Source organism: Bradyrhizobium centrolobii, from assembly GCF_001641635.1.
GTDB lineage: Bacteria > Pseudomonadota > Alphaproteobacteria > Rhizobiales > Xanthobacteraceae > Bradyrhizobium > Bradyrhizobium centrolobii.
Genome location: NZ_LUUB01000074.1, coordinates 23,615 through 38,388 on the forward strand (window position 1 = coordinate 23,615; position 14,774 = coordinate 38,388).

At 62.7% G+C, this 14,774-nt stretch carries 14 protein-coding genes and 1 pseudogene; 9 read left to right on the forward strand and 6 right to left on the reverse strand.

The genetic code is table 11. The annotated features are described in order from the left end of the window. Nucleotides 1-135: 135 nt before the first annotated feature. Nucleotides 136-1,824: a caspase family protein gene (locus AYJ54_RS23910; RefSeq protein ID WP_063702682.1), complete on the forward strand. Its 1,689-nt coding sequence runs from the start codon at nt 136-138 to the stop codon at nt 1,822-1,824. A 337-nt stretch (nt 1,825-2,161) separates the two neighbouring features. On the opposite strand, the gene AYJ54_RS23915 is transcribed toward AYJ54_RS23910, so the two are convergent. The 6 genes and pseudogenes from AYJ54_RS23915 to napE all read right to left on the reverse strand — a co-directional run. Further along, nucleotides 2,162-3,277, reverse strand: coding sequence for an ATP-dependent DNA helicase (locus tag AYJ54_RS23915; RefSeq protein WP_063702683.1), 1,116 nt, complete (start codon nt 3,275-3,277; stop codon nt 2,162-2,164). A gap of 101 nt (nt 3,278-3,378) precedes the next feature. Then, a complete protein-coding gene (locus AYJ54_RS23920; RefSeq protein ID WP_063702685.1) occupies nt 3,379-4,032 on the reverse strand; it encodes a NapC/NirT family cytochrome c in 654 nt (217 codons plus the stop codon). Further along, nucleotides 4,029-4,499: a nitrate reductase cytochrome c-type subunit gene (locus AYJ54_RS23925; protein WP_063702687.1), complete on the reverse strand. Its 471-nt coding sequence runs from the start codon at nt 4,497-4,499 to the stop codon at nt 4,029-4,031. The genes AYJ54_RS23920 and AYJ54_RS23925 overlap by 4 nt, the downstream gene beginning before the upstream one ends. Before the next feature lie 2 nt (nt 4,500-4,501). Further along, entirely contained in the window at nt 4,502-7,006 is a 2,505-nt protein-coding gene (gene napA, locus AYJ54_RS23930) for a nitrate reductase catalytic subunit NapA (protein WP_063702689.1), read from the reverse strand. Nucleotides 7,007-7,021: 15 nt separating this feature from the next. Further along, nucleotides 7,022-7,336: a chaperone NapD gene (locus tag AYJ54_RS23935; RefSeq protein WP_063702691.1), complete on the reverse strand. Its 315-nt coding sequence runs from the start codon at nt 7,334-7,336 to the stop codon at nt 7,022-7,024. Between the two features lie 37 nt (nt 7,337-7,373). After that, nucleotides 7,374-7,544 (reverse strand): annotated as a pseudogene (napE, locus tag AYJ54_RS47735) (periplasmic nitrate reductase, NapE protein); the annotation flags it as partial. A 263-nt stretch (nt 7,545-7,807) separates the two neighbouring features. Between napE and AYJ54_RS23940 the strand changes: the two are divergent. The 8 genes from AYJ54_RS23940 (at nt 7,808) to AYJ54_RS23970 (ending at nt 14,716) form a co-directional block, all read left to right on the forward strand. Then, nucleotides 7,808-9,013, forward strand: a complete 1,206-nt coding sequence (locus AYJ54_RS23940) for an LLM class flavin-dependent oxidoreductase (RefSeq protein ID WP_063702693.1) — start codon at nt 7,808-7,810, stop codon at nt 9,011-9,013. Nucleotides 9,014-9,242: 229 nt separating this feature from the next. Then, nucleotides 9,243-10,031 carry a helix-turn-helix transcriptional regulator gene (locus AYJ54_RS23945; RefSeq protein ID WP_063702695.1) on the forward strand — a complete coding sequence of 263 codons (789 nt, stop codon included), beginning with the start codon at nt 9,243-9,245 and terminating at the stop codon, nt 10,029-10,031. Between the two features lie 433 nt (nt 10,032-10,464). After that, nucleotides 10,465-11,004: a hypothetical protein gene (locus AYJ54_RS23950; RefSeq protein WP_245329114.1), complete on the forward strand. Its 540-nt coding sequence runs from the start codon at nt 10,465-10,467 to the stop codon at nt 11,002-11,004. A gap of 120 nt (nt 11,005-11,124) precedes the next feature. Next, nucleotides 11,125-11,649, forward strand: coding sequence for a lipocalin-like domain-containing protein (locus AYJ54_RS23955; protein WP_082905833.1), 525 nt, complete (start codon nt 11,125-11,127; stop codon nt 11,647-11,649). Nucleotides 11,650-11,840: 191 nt separating this feature from the next. Further along, nucleotides 11,841-11,963, forward strand: a complete 123-nt coding sequence (locus AYJ54_RS53520; protein ID WP_283808705.1) for a hypothetical protein — start codon at nt 11,841-11,843, stop codon at nt 11,961-11,963. Nucleotides 11,964-12,049: 86 nt separating this feature from the next. Then, nucleotides 12,050-12,550, forward strand: a complete 501-nt coding sequence (locus AYJ54_RS23960) for a lipocalin-like domain-containing protein (RefSeq protein WP_063702701.1) — start codon at nt 12,050-12,052, stop codon at nt 12,548-12,550. A gap of 93 nt (nt 12,551-12,643) precedes the next feature. After that, complete coding sequence (locus AYJ54_RS23965) at nt 12,644-13,189, forward strand: DUF3237 domain-containing protein (RefSeq protein ID WP_136623890.1); 546 nt, start codon at nt 12,644-12,646, stop codon at nt 13,187-13,189. Nucleotides 13,190-13,843: 654 nt separating this feature from the next. Further along, nucleotides 13,844-14,716 carry a L,D-transpeptidase gene (locus AYJ54_RS23970; protein ID WP_063702705.1) on the forward strand — a complete coding sequence of 291 codons (873 nt, stop codon included), beginning with the start codon at nt 13,844-13,846 and terminating at the stop codon, nt 14,714-14,716. Nucleotides 14,717-14,774: the final 58 nt, after the last annotated feature.

Sequence of the window (14,774 nt, forward strand, 5' to 3'; positions counted from 1 at the left end):
ATCAGTGCGGACACGAGTATGTGAAATTGAACGGTTAGGACGGGACAGGCCGATCGAGCCGGCGTCTCGGCCTTGATGAACCCGCGCGATCGATGATCGACTTGGAAAAATGGTGGCTGGAGCTGATCTGACAACATGCTGCGCGTCGTTTCCCTGACCCTCGTCGTCCTGATCTCCTGCGCCGCGATGGCCGCGGCCGAGCCCCAGGCGAGCGACGATCTCGCCACCTGCCGCGACCGCCAGGCGGAGGTGCAGGCGCGGACGCAGGCCTGCGACAACCTGCTCGATGCCGACCATGTCACCGGCAAGGACAAGGCGACCGCGCTGCTCTTCCGCGGCAACACGCTGATCAACAAGCGGGACTACGATCATGCGATCGAGACCTTGTCCTCCGCCCTCGATCTCGATCCGGACAACGTCGTGGTCATGAACCTGCGCGGCGTCGCCTATGAGCACAAGGGCCAGGACGATCTCGCGATGGCCGACTACAACCGCGCCATCCAGAAGCGCCCGGTTTACGGTGTCCCCTACAACAACCGCGGCACCCTTTATCTGCGCAAGAGTGCGCTGCAAAGCGCGCTCGACGATTTCAACCTCTCGATCAGATACGCGCCCAGGTTTCTGCTCGGCTACACCAACCGTGCCCGCGTGCGCACGCTGACGAAGGACTATAAGGGCGCGCTTGCCGATTTCGCGGAAGCCGAGAAGATCGATCCGAACGCGCCGCAGATCGCCTCGAACCGCTGCATCACTTTTGGCGCGATGGGCAAGTTCGACGAGGCGCTCGCCGACTGCAACGGGCTGATCCAGAAGCAGCCGAAGAACCAGTATGCGATCAACAACCGCGCCGACGTCTATCTCGCCAAGGGCGATCCCGATGCGGCCCTGAAGGATTACAATGTCGTCCTCGAGCTCAACCCGAACAATGTGCGCGCCCATGCCGGCCGCGCACAGCTGTTCGAGCAGAAGCACGATCTCGCCCAGGCGCGCGCCGACTATCGCTCGGCGGCCTATGCGCTGACGTCGTTCGACGAGATCGACGTCGCCCGCGCCCGGGCCAAGGCGCAGGAGCGGCTGGCGGCACTCACGCCGCAGACGCCGGCGGCCACGCCCAACGCGCGCCGTGTCGCGCTCGTGATCGGCAACGGCGCCTACAGGAACGTCCATGCGCTGGCGAACCCGCCGCGCGATTCCAAGCTGATCGGGGGCGTGCTGCGCGACGTCGGCTTCCAGAGCGTGGTGGTCGCCAACGACCTGACGCGCGACAAGTTCTTCGAGACGTTGCACGCGTTCGCCGCTGAGGCGGAGAAGGCGGATTGGGCGGTGGTCTATTACGCAGGTCATGGTTTCGAGATCGGCGGGGTCAATTATCTCGTGCCGGTCGACACCAGGCTTGCCGCCGACAAGGACGCCGAGACCGAAGCCGTGGCGCTCGAGCAGGTAATTGCCGCGGTCGGCGGCGCGCGCAAGCTGCGTCTCGTCATCCTCGATGCATGCCGCGACAATCCGTTTGCGCCGACCATGCAGCGCACGCTGTCGCTGAAGCTGGTCGACAAGGGTTTTTCCAACATCGAGCCCGGCGCCGGCTTCATGGTGGTCTACGCCGCCAAGCACGGCGAGACCGCCATGGACGGCGACGGCACGCCCGACAGCCCGTTCGCCACCGCTCTCGCCCGCGACATCCGGGAGCCGCGCATCGAGATCCGGAAACTGTTCGACATCGTCCGCGACGACGTCTGGACCGCGACCAAGCACGAGCAGCAGCCGTTTACGTACGGCTCTCCGCCGGGCCGCGAGGATTTTTATTTTGTGGCGGGGAAGTGACGGCTGCTTATGGGATGCGACAGCGGCACCACATGCTCAGTGTCGTCCCGGCGAAGGCCGGGACCCATAACCCCAGGGAGGGGTTTGGCGAAGACTCGTAGTGATCGAATCTTCCTTGGTACTGACGCCACCGAATACAGATAGATTCCGCGGTATCGGTCCCGGCCTTCGCCGGGACGACATGTGGAGTTTGACGCTGCGACCTTGCCGCAAGCGCCGCAGTCGTAGGGTGGGCAAAGCGAAGCGTGCCCACCACCTTTTAGCACATTGGATGAATTAGCACATTGGATGAACGGTGGGCACGGCGCTTCGCGCCTTTGCCCACCCTACGGCAGCGTCACACCACCACGCTCAGCCGTTTCGCCGCCCGCGTAATCCCCGTGTACAGCCACCTTGCCCTGCTGTCCTGGAACGCAAAGCTCTCGTCGAACAGCACGACGTCATCCCATTGCGAGCCCTGCGACTTGTGCACGGTCAGCACGTAGCCGTAGTCGAACTCGTCATAGGGCTTGCGCTGCTCCCAGGCGATCTGCTCGATGCCGCCCTCGAAGCAGTCGGCGCGCACCGAGACCTTCGTCACCTTGTGCCCAAAATCCTCGTCCGGCGAGAGCCGCATGCTGAGGATGCGCGACTTGGAGCGCGAAGTGTTGCGCGACTTCACGCGCCACAGGCCGCCGTTGAACAGGCCCTTCTTGCGGTTGTTGCGCAGGCACACCAGCTTGTCGCCGGCGACCGGGAACTGGTCCTCGATGTTCTGCCGCTGCCGCACCCGCATGTTGTAGGCGCGGCGGGTGTTGTTGCGGCCGACCAGGATCTGGTCGGCGCTCATGACACGGTCGGGATCAAGCTCCTTGCGCGACACCACCTCGCTCTCGCCATAGCGGCCGATATCGAGCTCGCGGCCTTCGCGGATGTCCATCGACATCCGCACGATCGGATCGTCCTGTGCCTGGCGGTGCACCTCGGTCAGCATCGCGTCGGGCTCGGAATTGGTGAAGAAGCCGCCGCCCTGGATCGGCGGCAGCTGCGCGGGATCCCCTAACACCAGCAGCGGGCAGTCGAACGACATCAGGTCGCGGCCCAACTCGGCGTCGACCATCGAACATTCGTCGATCACGATCAGCTTGGCCTTGGACGCGGGCGCATCGTCCCAGAGCTCAAAACTCGGCTGCTCCTCGCCGGATTCGCGGGCGCGGTAGATCAGCGAATGGATGGTGGAAGCGTTGTCGCAACCCTTGTTGCGCATGACCAGCGCGGCCTTGCCGGTGAAGGCGGCGAACTTCACCTCGCCGTCGACGCCGTCGGCGATGTGCCGCGCCAGCGTGGTCTTGCCGGTGCCGGCAAAGCCGAACAGGCGGAAGATCGGCGGCGTGCCGTTGCGGCCGGGCTTGGCCTTGAGCCAGTCGCCAACGGCCTTGAGGGCGGCATCCTGATGCGGGGTGAAACTCGGCATTTTTGTCTTGAGGGAGGGCGAAATCGAAGCGATTCGCCACCCCCCAAAACTAACCATTCGCCCCGCCGGTTCAAGCGGCGCAAATGCCCGTGCCGGCGCCCCTACTGCCAGCCGGGAACACCGCGCATGTCGGGCAGATGGTGGGCGATGCCCTTATGGCAGTCGATGCAGGTCTTCTCGCCCGTGAACAGGAAGCGCTGGTGAGCGACCGAGGCCCGCGGCGACTGCTTGGTGATATCCATGGAATCGGCGCTATGGCAGTTGCGGCATTCCAGGGAATCGTTGGCCTTGAAGCGCGCCCATTCATGCGCCGCGAGCTCGAGCCGGTGATCCAAAAACTTCTCGCGGGTGTTGATCGTGCCGAAGATCTTGCCCCAGACCTCCTTGGAGGCCTGCATCTTGCGCGCGATCTTGTCGGTCCAGTTGTGCGGGACGTGGCAGTCCGGGCAGGTCGCGCGCACGCCGGAGCGGTTGGTGAAGTGGATGGTCGACTTCAGCTCGGCGTAGACGTTGTCCTTCATCTCGTGGCAGCCGGTGCAGAACTTCTCGGTGTTGGTCAGTTCCAGCGCGGTGTTGAAGGCGCCCCAGAACATCACGCCCGCCGCGATGCCCGCGAGCACGAGCACGCCGAGCGCGAACACCGAGCTCGGCCGGATCAGCACCTGCCAGAGTTCGAGCGCAAAATCCCGGCACCGCGCAAGGAAGCCGCGCTTTGCCTCCGGCTTTGCATTGGGTTCATCGGCGGCCGTCGTCATCGGCGGCCACCGGGGCTTGCGCGCGACAGCAGCGTGTCGATATCGACGAAGTCGTTGCTGACGGGCGGAGTGGCGGAGTTCTGCGGCACATGGCACTCCGTGCAGAAAAAGCGCCGCGGCGAGATCGAGGCCAGGAACTGGCCGTCACGATCCATGAAGTGCGTGATCGAGACCATCGGTGCCTGCGATTCCGCCGTGCGCGAGCGTGCATGGCAGGACAGGCATTTGTTGCTGTTGAGGTCGATCTGGTAGCCGTCGATCGAATGCGGGATCACCGGCGGCTGCTCCGGATAGTTGCGTGCCTCCTTTTCGGAGGTGTTGCGGTTCGGAAGCATCGGCGGAGCCGGGCCTTCATCGTTGAGCGGCGCCGGGCCGCGGAGGCCGGAGGTCACCGTCTGTGCGGTCAGCGAGCCCGTGGCCGCGGCAATCGCGAGCGCCAGCAGGATAATTCCACTTCGCTTCAGCATGGTCACACCCGCTCGATGCGCACGGCGCATTTCTTGAAGTCGGTTTGCAGCGAGATCGGGTCGGTCGCGTCCAGCGTCACCTTGTTGATCAGCTTGGACTCGTCGAACCACGGCACGAACACGAGCCCGCGCGGCGGCCGGTCGCGGCCGCGCGTCTCGACGCGGGCGCGGATATAGCCGCGGCGGGAGACCACCTTCACCTCGTCGCCGCGCCTGAGTTTTGCGTCCTGTGCGTCGTCGGGATGCATGAAGCAGACAGCCTCCGGAAACGCCTTGTAGAGCTCGGGCACGCGGCGCGTCATGGTGCCAGAGTGCCAGTGCTCCAGCACGCGGCCGGTCGAGAGCCAGTACGGATACTCGTTGTCGGGCGATTCGGCCGCGGGCTCGAAAGGAAGCGCGAAGATGCGCGCCTTGCCGTCCGGGTAGCCGTAGAACTGCACGTCGGTGCCCTGCTTGACATAGGGGTCGCTGCCCTCGCGGAAGCGCCACTTCGTCTCCTGGCCGTTCACCACCGGCCAGCGCAGGCCACGCTCGCGGTGATAGCTCTCGAACGGCGCGAGGTCGTGGCCATGGCCGCGGCCGAACGAGGCGTATTCCTCGAACAGCCCCTTCTGCACGTAGAACCCGAACGCCTTGGACTCGTCGTTGGCGTAGCCTTCCTCGATCTCCGAGGTCGGAAACTTGTCGACCTGGCCGTTCTTGTAGAGCACGTCGAACAGCGTCTTGCCGCGATATTCCGGCTTCTTGGCGAGCAGCTCCTCCGGCCAGACTTCCTCGATCTTGAAGCGCTTGGAGAATTCCAGGAGCTGCCACAGATCGGATTTGGATTCGCCCGGCGCGGTCACGAGCTGGTGCCAGAACTGCGTGCGCCGCTCGGCATTGCCATAGGCGCCTTCCTTCTCGACCCACATCGCCGTCGGCAGGATCAGGTCGGCGGCCAGCGCCGTCACGGTCGGATAGGCATCCGAGACCACGATGAAGTTGTCGGGGTTGCGGAAGCCGGGATAAGTCTCCTCATTGACGTTGGGACCCGCCTGCAGGTTGTTGTTGACCTGCACCCAATAGGCGTTCAGCAAGCCGTCGCGCAGCATCCGGCTCTGCAGCACGGCGTGATAGCCGGGCTTATCGGGAATGGTACCCTCGGGCAACAGCCAGATGTGCTCGGTCTTGTCGCGATGCTCCTTGTTGGTGACGACCATGTCGGCCGGCAGGCGGTGCGAGAAGGTGCCGACCTCGCGCGCGGTGCCGCAGGCCGAGGGCTGGCCGGTCAGCGAGAACGGGCTGTTGCCGGCCGATGAGATTTTCCCGGTCAGAAGATGGATGTTGTAGACGAGGTTGTTGCACCAGACACCGCGGGTGTGCTGGTTGAACCCCATGGTCCAGAACGAGACCACCTTGGTCTTGGGATCGGCATAGAGCTCGGCGAGCGCCTCCAGCCGGTTGAGCGGCACGCCGGACAATTTTGCCGCTTTCTCCAGCGTGTAGTCCGACACGAACTTTGCGAACTCGTCATAGCTCATGTCGGTGGAGTCATTGGCCTTCGCCGCGCCGGTCGCCTTCTTCTGAAGTGGATGTTCGGGCCGGAGGCCATAGCCGATGTCGGTCTGCCCGCGCCTGAACACGGTATGCCCGGCGACGAAGTCCTTGTTGACCCGGCCGGTCTTGATGATGTGGTTGGCGATCGCGTTGAGGATGTAGAGATCGGTCTGCGGCACGAACACGATGCCGATGTCCGCAAGGTCGAACGAGCGGTGCTCGAAGGTCGAGAGCACGGCGACGCGGACATGTGGCGCGGACAGCCGGCGGTCGGCCACGCGCGTCCAGAGGATGGGATGCATCTCCGCCATGTTGGAGCCCCACAGCACGAAGGCATCGGTGGCCTCGATATCGTCATAGCAGCCGGCAGGCTCGTCGATGCCGAAAGTGCGCATCATGCCGGCAACGGCCGAGGCCATGCAGTGGCGCGCATTGGGGTCGATGTTGTTGGTGCGGAAGCCGGCCTTGAACAGCTTTGAGGCCGCATAGCCTTCCCAGATCGTCCACTGTCCGGAGCCGAACATGCCGACGCCGCTCGGCCCACGCTTCTTCAGCGCGTCCTTCCACTTCTCCGCCATGTTGTCGAAGGCTTCGTCCCACGTGATGGGCGTGAACTCGCCGTTCTTGTCGTATTTGCCGTTCGTCTTGCGCAGCATCGGCTGCGTCAGGCGATCATGGCCATACATGATCTTGGAGAGGAAATAGCCCTTGACGCAGTTGAGGCCGCGATTGACCTCGGCCTTGATGTCGCCGTGGGTGGCGACGACGCGGTTGTCCTTGGTCGCGACCATCACCGAGCAGCCGGTGCCGCAGAAGCGGCAGGCGGCCTTGTCCCATTTCAGTTCGGATGCATCGCGCTCGGAGATGAGGTTGGCGGCGAGCGCCGGTGCCGGCATGCCAGCGGCAGCGGCCGCGATCGCGGCGGCTTCCAGTTTCAGCATCTGGCGGCGGTCGAGCTTGGGTGACGTCATGGTGGCTCTCCGGCCTCAGGCAGTTTCGATGGCGTGAAAGACGAGCGCCGCGGAATAAACGTGCGGCAGCGATTGAATGGTGTTGAGCAGGGTGCCGAGGCTGCCGGTGTCGGGCGCTTCGGTCACGACGACCAGCTTGCCGCGCGCATCGCGGCCGTGGATCTCGCAGCCGGGCAGCGCGGTGATGGTGGCCTCGAGCTCGGCGAGGCGGTCGGGGCGTGCCTGCACCAGAATGCTGGCGATCTCGCCGCCCGGCGGCGCCACGATGCGGTCGGCGCTGAGCACCCGGCCGGTGATCAATGCGCGGCGGTTGAGTTTGGCTTGAGCCATGATGCCTGTCTTTCGCTTTACGGGGATCAATGCGGGGCGGGGGGCCGGGAGGCCCTGCGAACATCTGGTAGATCCAGACGGCGAGCCCATAAGAGCCGACCGTTCCGACCGCGAGGACGGGCATCACGACCGCGGTCAGGAACAGGAAGGCAAAAACCTCCATGCGCTTACGGCGCACGCGCGACGTCGTGTCGTCAGGGGCCGACATATTCGGTCTCTCTGAAATTTTCGGAATTGGGACGGCGTCCGGGCCGTTGCCTTGCTGCAATTTAGATGCAACAGGGCCGCTGCCGCGTTGATCTGGATCAATCCATCGACTTGCAGGCACCGTGCAGCACCAGCGCTGACGTCAGGGCGCCTTGCGTGGTATCGCGAGGGATCGTTCTCCCGTGCGGCGGAATTGCGATTCCGTAGACAGCGCCGCCTCGCCCATTAAGATGAGCGCAACAAGAACAATGCGGGAGAGGCGTGATGAAGTTCGGCATCTTCTATGAGCTGCAACTGCCGCGGCCCTGGGTGGCCGGCGACGAGCTCAGGCTCTACCAGAATGCCCTCTCCCAGATGGAACTCGCAGATGGCCTCGGCTACGACCATGCCTGGGTCGTCGAGCATCACTTCCTCGAGGAATATTCGCACTCGCCCTCGCCGGAGTCCTTTCTCGCCGCCGCCAGCCAGCGCACGCAGAGGATCAGGCTCGGTCACGGTATCCTCCAGCTCACCACCAATCATCCCGCGCGCGTTGCCGAGCGCGTCGCGGTGCTCGATCTGCTCTCCAACGGCCGCTGCGAATTCGGCATGGGCGAGAGCGCCTCCATCACCGAGCTCGAGCCGTTCGGCCGCGACATGGAGACCAAGAAGGAGGTGTTCGAGGAAGCCGTGCGCGCGATCTTCCCGATGTTCAAAGACGGCGGCAGCGAGCATCACGGCAAGTATTTCGACATCCCCTTGCGCAACGTCGTGCCGAAGCCGGTGCAGAAGCCGCATCCGCCGCTGTGGATGGCCTGCTCGCAACTGCCGACCATCGAGCGTGCCGGCCGCCACGGTTTTGGCGCGCTCGGCTTCCAGTTCGTCAGCGCCGATGCCGCCCATGCCTGGGTGCACGCCTATTATAACGCCATGACCAAACGGCTGCACAAACTCGCCGACTACGAGATCAACCCGAACATGGCGCTGGTGTCGTTCTTCATGTGCGCCAAGACCGACGGGGAGGCACGCGCGCGCGCCGACGGCGCCACCTTCTTCCAGTTCGCGCTGCGCTTCTACGGCGCCTCGCAGAACCGCCAGCGTCCCGCGCCCGGCACCGTCAACATGTGGGACGAGTACAACAGATGGAAGCGCGACAATCCGGAGGCGCAGGAGGCGGCGCTGCGCGGCGGCCTGATCGGCTCGCCCAAGACGATCCGCAGGAAGCTCAAGCGTTTCCAGACCTCGCATATCGACCAGGTGATCCTGCTCAACCAGGCCGGCAAGAACAGCCACGAGCACATCTGCGAATCGCTCGAGCTGTTCGCCCGCGAGGTGATGCCGGAGTTCCAGAACGATCCGGAGCAGGCCGCCTGGAAGCAGGGCGTGATGAGCGGCGCGATCAAGCTCGAGGAGATCGACACCGAGGCTTTTACGGATTGCTACGGCAAGCTCGCCATCAACGTCACGCCGGCGAAGGTCGCGGCGGGATAGCGTTCCGTATCTGGCATAGGCCCCGGCTCAGCAGCGCACCGCCGAAGTGGCGCTGCGCTGCGTCCGGGGCACGAGCCCACCGGTGAGGCACGTGTTCCGGACGCGCTGCAGCGCGGAGCGATGCTGCGCAGAGCCGGGACCTAGAGGCGGCTGACGCGAGCCCGGCCGGCTTCCAGCGAAATCCCCTAACTGATATCGTCCGCCAAAAGAACGTTTGACGGAGGAAACAATGCGGCCCCACGGGATGGCCCCAGATCCAGCGGCTGGCGACGTCACGCCCGCGGTGCTCGCCATCGGCCGCCCCGACTTTCCAAACATCCTCATCGACACGCTGCGCCGGCAGGCCGGCGTCGGCCATTGCATGGTGTTCGCCCTGACGCGCGCGGGCGCGGCGCGTTGCCTGCTCGATGCCGGCAACATCCCGACCGGCGGCGATCTCGGCGCGGCCTATGCCGGCCAGTTCCACGAATCCGATCCCAATCGCGATGCGCTGTTCGAAAGAGAGGGCAGCGCGCCGATCATGCTGCCGGCCTTTGCGCCCCGCATGTACGGCGCGCGATATCGCAAGATCTTCTTCAACGACTCCGGTATCGTCGACAAGTTTGCGACCGCGATCTGGGTCGACGACACCTGCTTCTACGTCAATTTCTATCGCATCGCCGCCCAGGGCCGCTTTAGTGCGGTGCAGCTCGCGCGGCTCCAATCCATCGCGCCGGCGATTGGGGCGAGCGTGGCGCGCCATTTCCAGCAGGCCGCGACAGCAACGCCGGACCAGACTCTTGCCGCACTGTTTGCGACGCGCGCGCCGCTCGCCGCGCTCACGCCGCGGGAGCAGGAGGTCTGCCGCCGCATCCTCCTCGGCTTCAGCTCCGAGGCGATCTCCCAAGCGCTCGGCATCAGCCTGCATTCGACCCTGACCTACCGCAAGCGCGCCTATGAACGGCTTGGCATCTCCTCGCAGAACGAATTGTTCGGAATCGTGCTGCGCTTGCTCGCGGGGCCTCACGGTCTGAACTAAGGGAGACTCTAAGTCCGCGAGATATCTGCTTCCGAGTGCGAAGCGGACACGCAGCCCGCCGTCAGGATCGTCGCCTTTTGACCCCAAGCTGACGTGAGATGGATTAAACGGTGACACTTGTCCGGGCCGGCGCCGAGGATACGCTCGAGCACGTCGCTGTCATCTGCTTGGGAGGAATTCCGGACTACCCCGGAGGGGGAATGTTTTTCACGGGTTCTTAATGGGTATGCTTCTTGCCTCAAGCCAGCTGCCCATGCGTCCGGCACGGTGGTACGGAGCATTGCCAGGGCCGAAGTCACCTCGTTTAGAAAATTAGCCGCGCTTGTTCCTGGCGATAGGAACTGCCTCGGGCCGTGCAGGTGTCGAGCATGCGGTCGCCTGTGCAAATAGGGGCCGTCGCGGCTTGAAGACCGCCGCTCGTTAGGAGATGCCAATGATCCGCGTCAAAACAAGCCTAGCCATGGAAGCTACCCTTCTTTGCGCAGTCCTCGCGGTCCTTGTTCCTGCAGCTGCGGAAGCACAGACAATAGAAAAGAAGGGGACAACACCTTACGTGACACACTTCATTTTTCGTCCGATCATGAGCATTGACATCCCCGGCCTTGGAACTGCCACCGACCTGGAAGCAGTCGGGACGACGCAAAACATGAAAGGAGAAAAGATGCTCGACAAAATGTCGGCACATTGCGCAGCGCTGAGCGTTGCATCAGGCGATAAGAACTACATCGACGGCGCTTGCGTACTGGCTGACAGCGACGGTGACAAAATCTTCTCGACGTTTGATACTCGCGATGTCGATAAATCCCAGCCTGAAATGAAGTGCGGCACGCACATCATTACGGGCGGTACCGGTAAGTACAAAGGAATAGCCGGCACCGAGCCATTTGCATGCATAAATATGCCGGCTCTAGCTGGCGCAGGCGGCTTCACCGCGATGGATATCCCGCATAACACGGCGTGGGAGATCAAGTGATAGGCCCATCGGGTGAGGCGCGCGCGCTTCGTCCTCGTCTTTGCGGGCGTGTCGGCATACAAAGCCGTGTTGCCTTTTGGACGCAAGTGCTCATCTCACTTACACTCAAGGGAGGCCACAATGGACCGTCGCACTACACTCGCTTTGCCCGCCATTGTAACGCTGTGCCTCGGAGCTGCCTTCCCCGGCTCTGCCGTTGCGCAGTCTGCCAAAGACATCGTGGGATCATGGCGCCTCGTGTCTTGGGTCGAGGAGGAGACAGAGACCAAGGCGCAGCACAAGAATTTTGGCGACAACCCGAGCGGCATCCTCACCTATACCGCGGACGGCCGCATGTCGATCATCTTCACCGACCCGCGGCGCCAGCCGCCGGCCTCCCCGAAGGCGACCGATGCCGAGGCCGCACAGCTCTATCGCGGCATGGTTGCTTACGCCGGCAGCTATCGGTTGGAGGATGGCAAGGTAATCCATAAGGTCGAGGTCTCGTGGAATCGGACCTGGGACGGCCAGGAGCGACCGCCCGCTGCCGTCGAAATCAAAGGCGATCGCCTCACCTACAAGACTTCTCCGTTCGTGAGCCCGTTCCTCGGCAAACAGATGGTCGCAACGCTCCTTTGGGAACGCATTGGCTCGGGAACGCACTAACTAGATGACCTCCGGGCGTCAGATGGTTATCGAGTAAACAAGCCGCTTGAATCGGCCGCTGCGGCCAAGCGTACGCTGCGCTGCAATTTCTGTTGACCGCCACAACTGGACCTTCGCGGCTCAGAGGGGGGCGGTGGGCGAGTCGCCGCCATCTGTACGCTAGCTCGCGACTGATCTCGAGCGGAGGCGACTTGGCCTCCGACTACGGCCTTGTGCATTTCGCGCCGCATGCCAAGCCGGACGATGTCAAGAACAGGGCAAAGTATCTCGTCGTCTGGAAACGCAAAGCTGACCGCACGCGCGCCTTCAAGTAGCAGCATGGCGGGCGCGCCGGGGATAGGAGGACACGCTGCAGAGACATCAACCGCTCTTCAGTACAAGACAGTCAGGGAGCTACACCATGAAAAGATTCGCTGCATTCACGGGAATAGCGTTGTTCTTATCGCCAATCATTGCGCTGGCCGGCGAGAACCCGCTTCTGGGCACATGGAAACTGAAGTCGTTAGTCCGCGAAGTGGCGGCAACCGGCGAGAAGATCAATCAGTTCGGTGAACATCCGAATGGCTATCTCAGCTACTCCGCGGACGGTCGCATGTATGCAATTGGCACATGGGACAATCGCTTGAAACCACACAACGTGAATCCGGCGGATGAAGAACGGATCAAGCTGCACCAGACCATGTTCGCATACGCCGGCACGTACACGCTGGAGGGCGCGCAGGTGATTCATCATGTGGACATCTCATGGAATGAAGCCTGGACTGGAACCGACCAAGTTCGCTTTTACAAGCTGGATGGGAACACTCTGACGATTACAACGGCGCCCAACAAGAGCACGTACGACGGTCGAGAAGGCCGCACCGTTGTGGTCTGGGAAAAAGTGAAAGCGCCGACCCAGTGATTGGCTCCAGCCCGAAGCAACGAACACGCACGCACACTTGGGGCGGGATAGTGAAGCGACTTCGCAGTGCTAGAAAGAGAACAGGAGGACACGATGAGCCCCTATGCACTGTCATCACGGTTGGCCACTCTGGCAACTGCGGCCCTTTTCTCCGGAACGCCAGTAATGGCTCAATCGACATCTGTCAGCACCGAGTATCTGATGACACTGTACCTACTGAAAGACGCACCTTTAGGCGTCGACGCCAGTCTCGCGATCTCCCCCGATCCAGCAGGAGGATGGGTAAGAGGAAAGGTCAGGGGAACGGTTCTTGCGCCATCCGCCGACTGGGTTAGGATCGTGCCTGGAGACGGCATGCGCCTCCGCCTAGATGCTCGCGTAACTATCGAAACGGACGAGCACGAGATAATCTTCGTGACCTACAATGGAAGAATGTACTGCGATAAGGAGGCCGCGGATCGGTTCCGCAAGCGAGAGGTACTAAGAGCCGACGAATGTTATCTTATTAGTGCTCCCACGTTTCAAACCAAATCGGAGAAATATTCCTGGCTTAACGACGTTCAGGCCATTGGAAAGATGGTTGAGTACCAGCCCGGAAAGGACGGGCACCTCACATACGACATCTTCGCCGTCAAATGAGGCACATATCTCGAGGCGTGTCATTCTGGTCGGCGGATAATAGTACTCTGCGTTTGCTCACCTCGGCCGCTGGCTAGTAACCCTGCAAGTTGAGGCCGAATCGCTCACGGCCTCTCTCCCGCCCTGGCACGCAGGACCTTCATTTCGGCGCTTCCGTCGCGCGCGACGTGAGGCTGATTGCAACGCCCAAGGCCGCGGCGAGAGATTGGTCAATCTCAGGTGCCTCTCTCCTAGATTTCCGGCGTCACGCGGGAATATGTCACCTCGATCTGATATCAACGCCTGGAGCTATCGGAGCCGTCAATAGCTTCTGGCTAGTCCGGTGCCATGGCCGTACGTCCGGTTTTGGCCCATAGCCGACATTCGCTGGTGGAGCCTCTATGTCCGCTCTGCAGTGTTGAACCGACTCGGTCCAGCAAGCTGGCGGGGTCAGCTTTTGACCCGAAGCCGCCGTTAACGAAAGAGCTGAACGTGTCCGCTCCGCCGGGCGATTCAGACCCCGACTCGTTCCGCGACGAGAAGCACGTCATTGATCTCGCCGAACAAGGGGTCGGCGTTAACCACGGCTAACGGTTCCGGTCTGAGCGAAATCGCTTCGAAGTTTCTTAAATTTTGCTGGGTACCTCTTCCAGGCATGGTGACCTGGGGAAAGACATGAGTAAGCGCGCCAAACGTGGAAAGGCGGAGACGCTCGCCCTACCAATGGCCGCGAGAGTTGCAATTGGTGCCGTGGCCGTAGCCGTCGTGGGGTACAGTTTGCTGTCTCGCCCGACGAGCGTGCAACCGATACGAAAACCGTCCGCGCAACAAGCCCAGGCGTCGTCAACTCCGGTTTACGTGTCAACTCCAGTTCGTGCATCAGCGCCGGCTCCGGTGCCAGCTCCGGCTCCGATTCCGGCCCCGGCGCCTCTGGTCGAACCACCAAAAGCCGCTGACGGTCCCGGAGCACTTGTTCGGCAGGTCGTTGACTACGCCAGCCATCAGACGCCAGGCACCGTGATCATCGATACCGGAAACACATTCCTTTATTTCGTTCTGAATGACAGGCAAGCGATGCGCTATGGCATCGGTGTCGGGCGCGAAGGCTTCACATGGTCCGGTGAGCAGACCGTGGCCCGTAAAGCAGAATGGCCGGATTGGCATCCGCCTGCGGAGATGGTCTCGCGTCAGCCTTATCTGCCGCGGTTCATGGCAGGCGGTCCCGGCAACCCGCTCGGCGCCCGGGCGATGTATCTGGGCGACACCGAATATCGAATTCACGGCACCAACAACCCCGATACGATCGGGAAGCGGGTTTCGTCCGGCTGTATCCGGCTGACCAATGAGGACGTCGTGGACCTTTATGAGCGGGTGAAAGTCGGAGCGAAAGTGATCGTGCTTCCGGCAACCGCTGCCCGTCGACCATCCCAGGGAGCGCCGCTCGACGCCGCTTTCCGATCGCCGGACCCGGCATCGCCGTCGAACCGGCCCTTGGCGACTAACGCGCAGATGCTGTCATCTGGACCGAAGATCGCCGAGGTCCGGTAACTCGAATGCCGCCCGTCCCTATCGCTAGGGACAGACGCCGACACCGGATTTCGCTAGT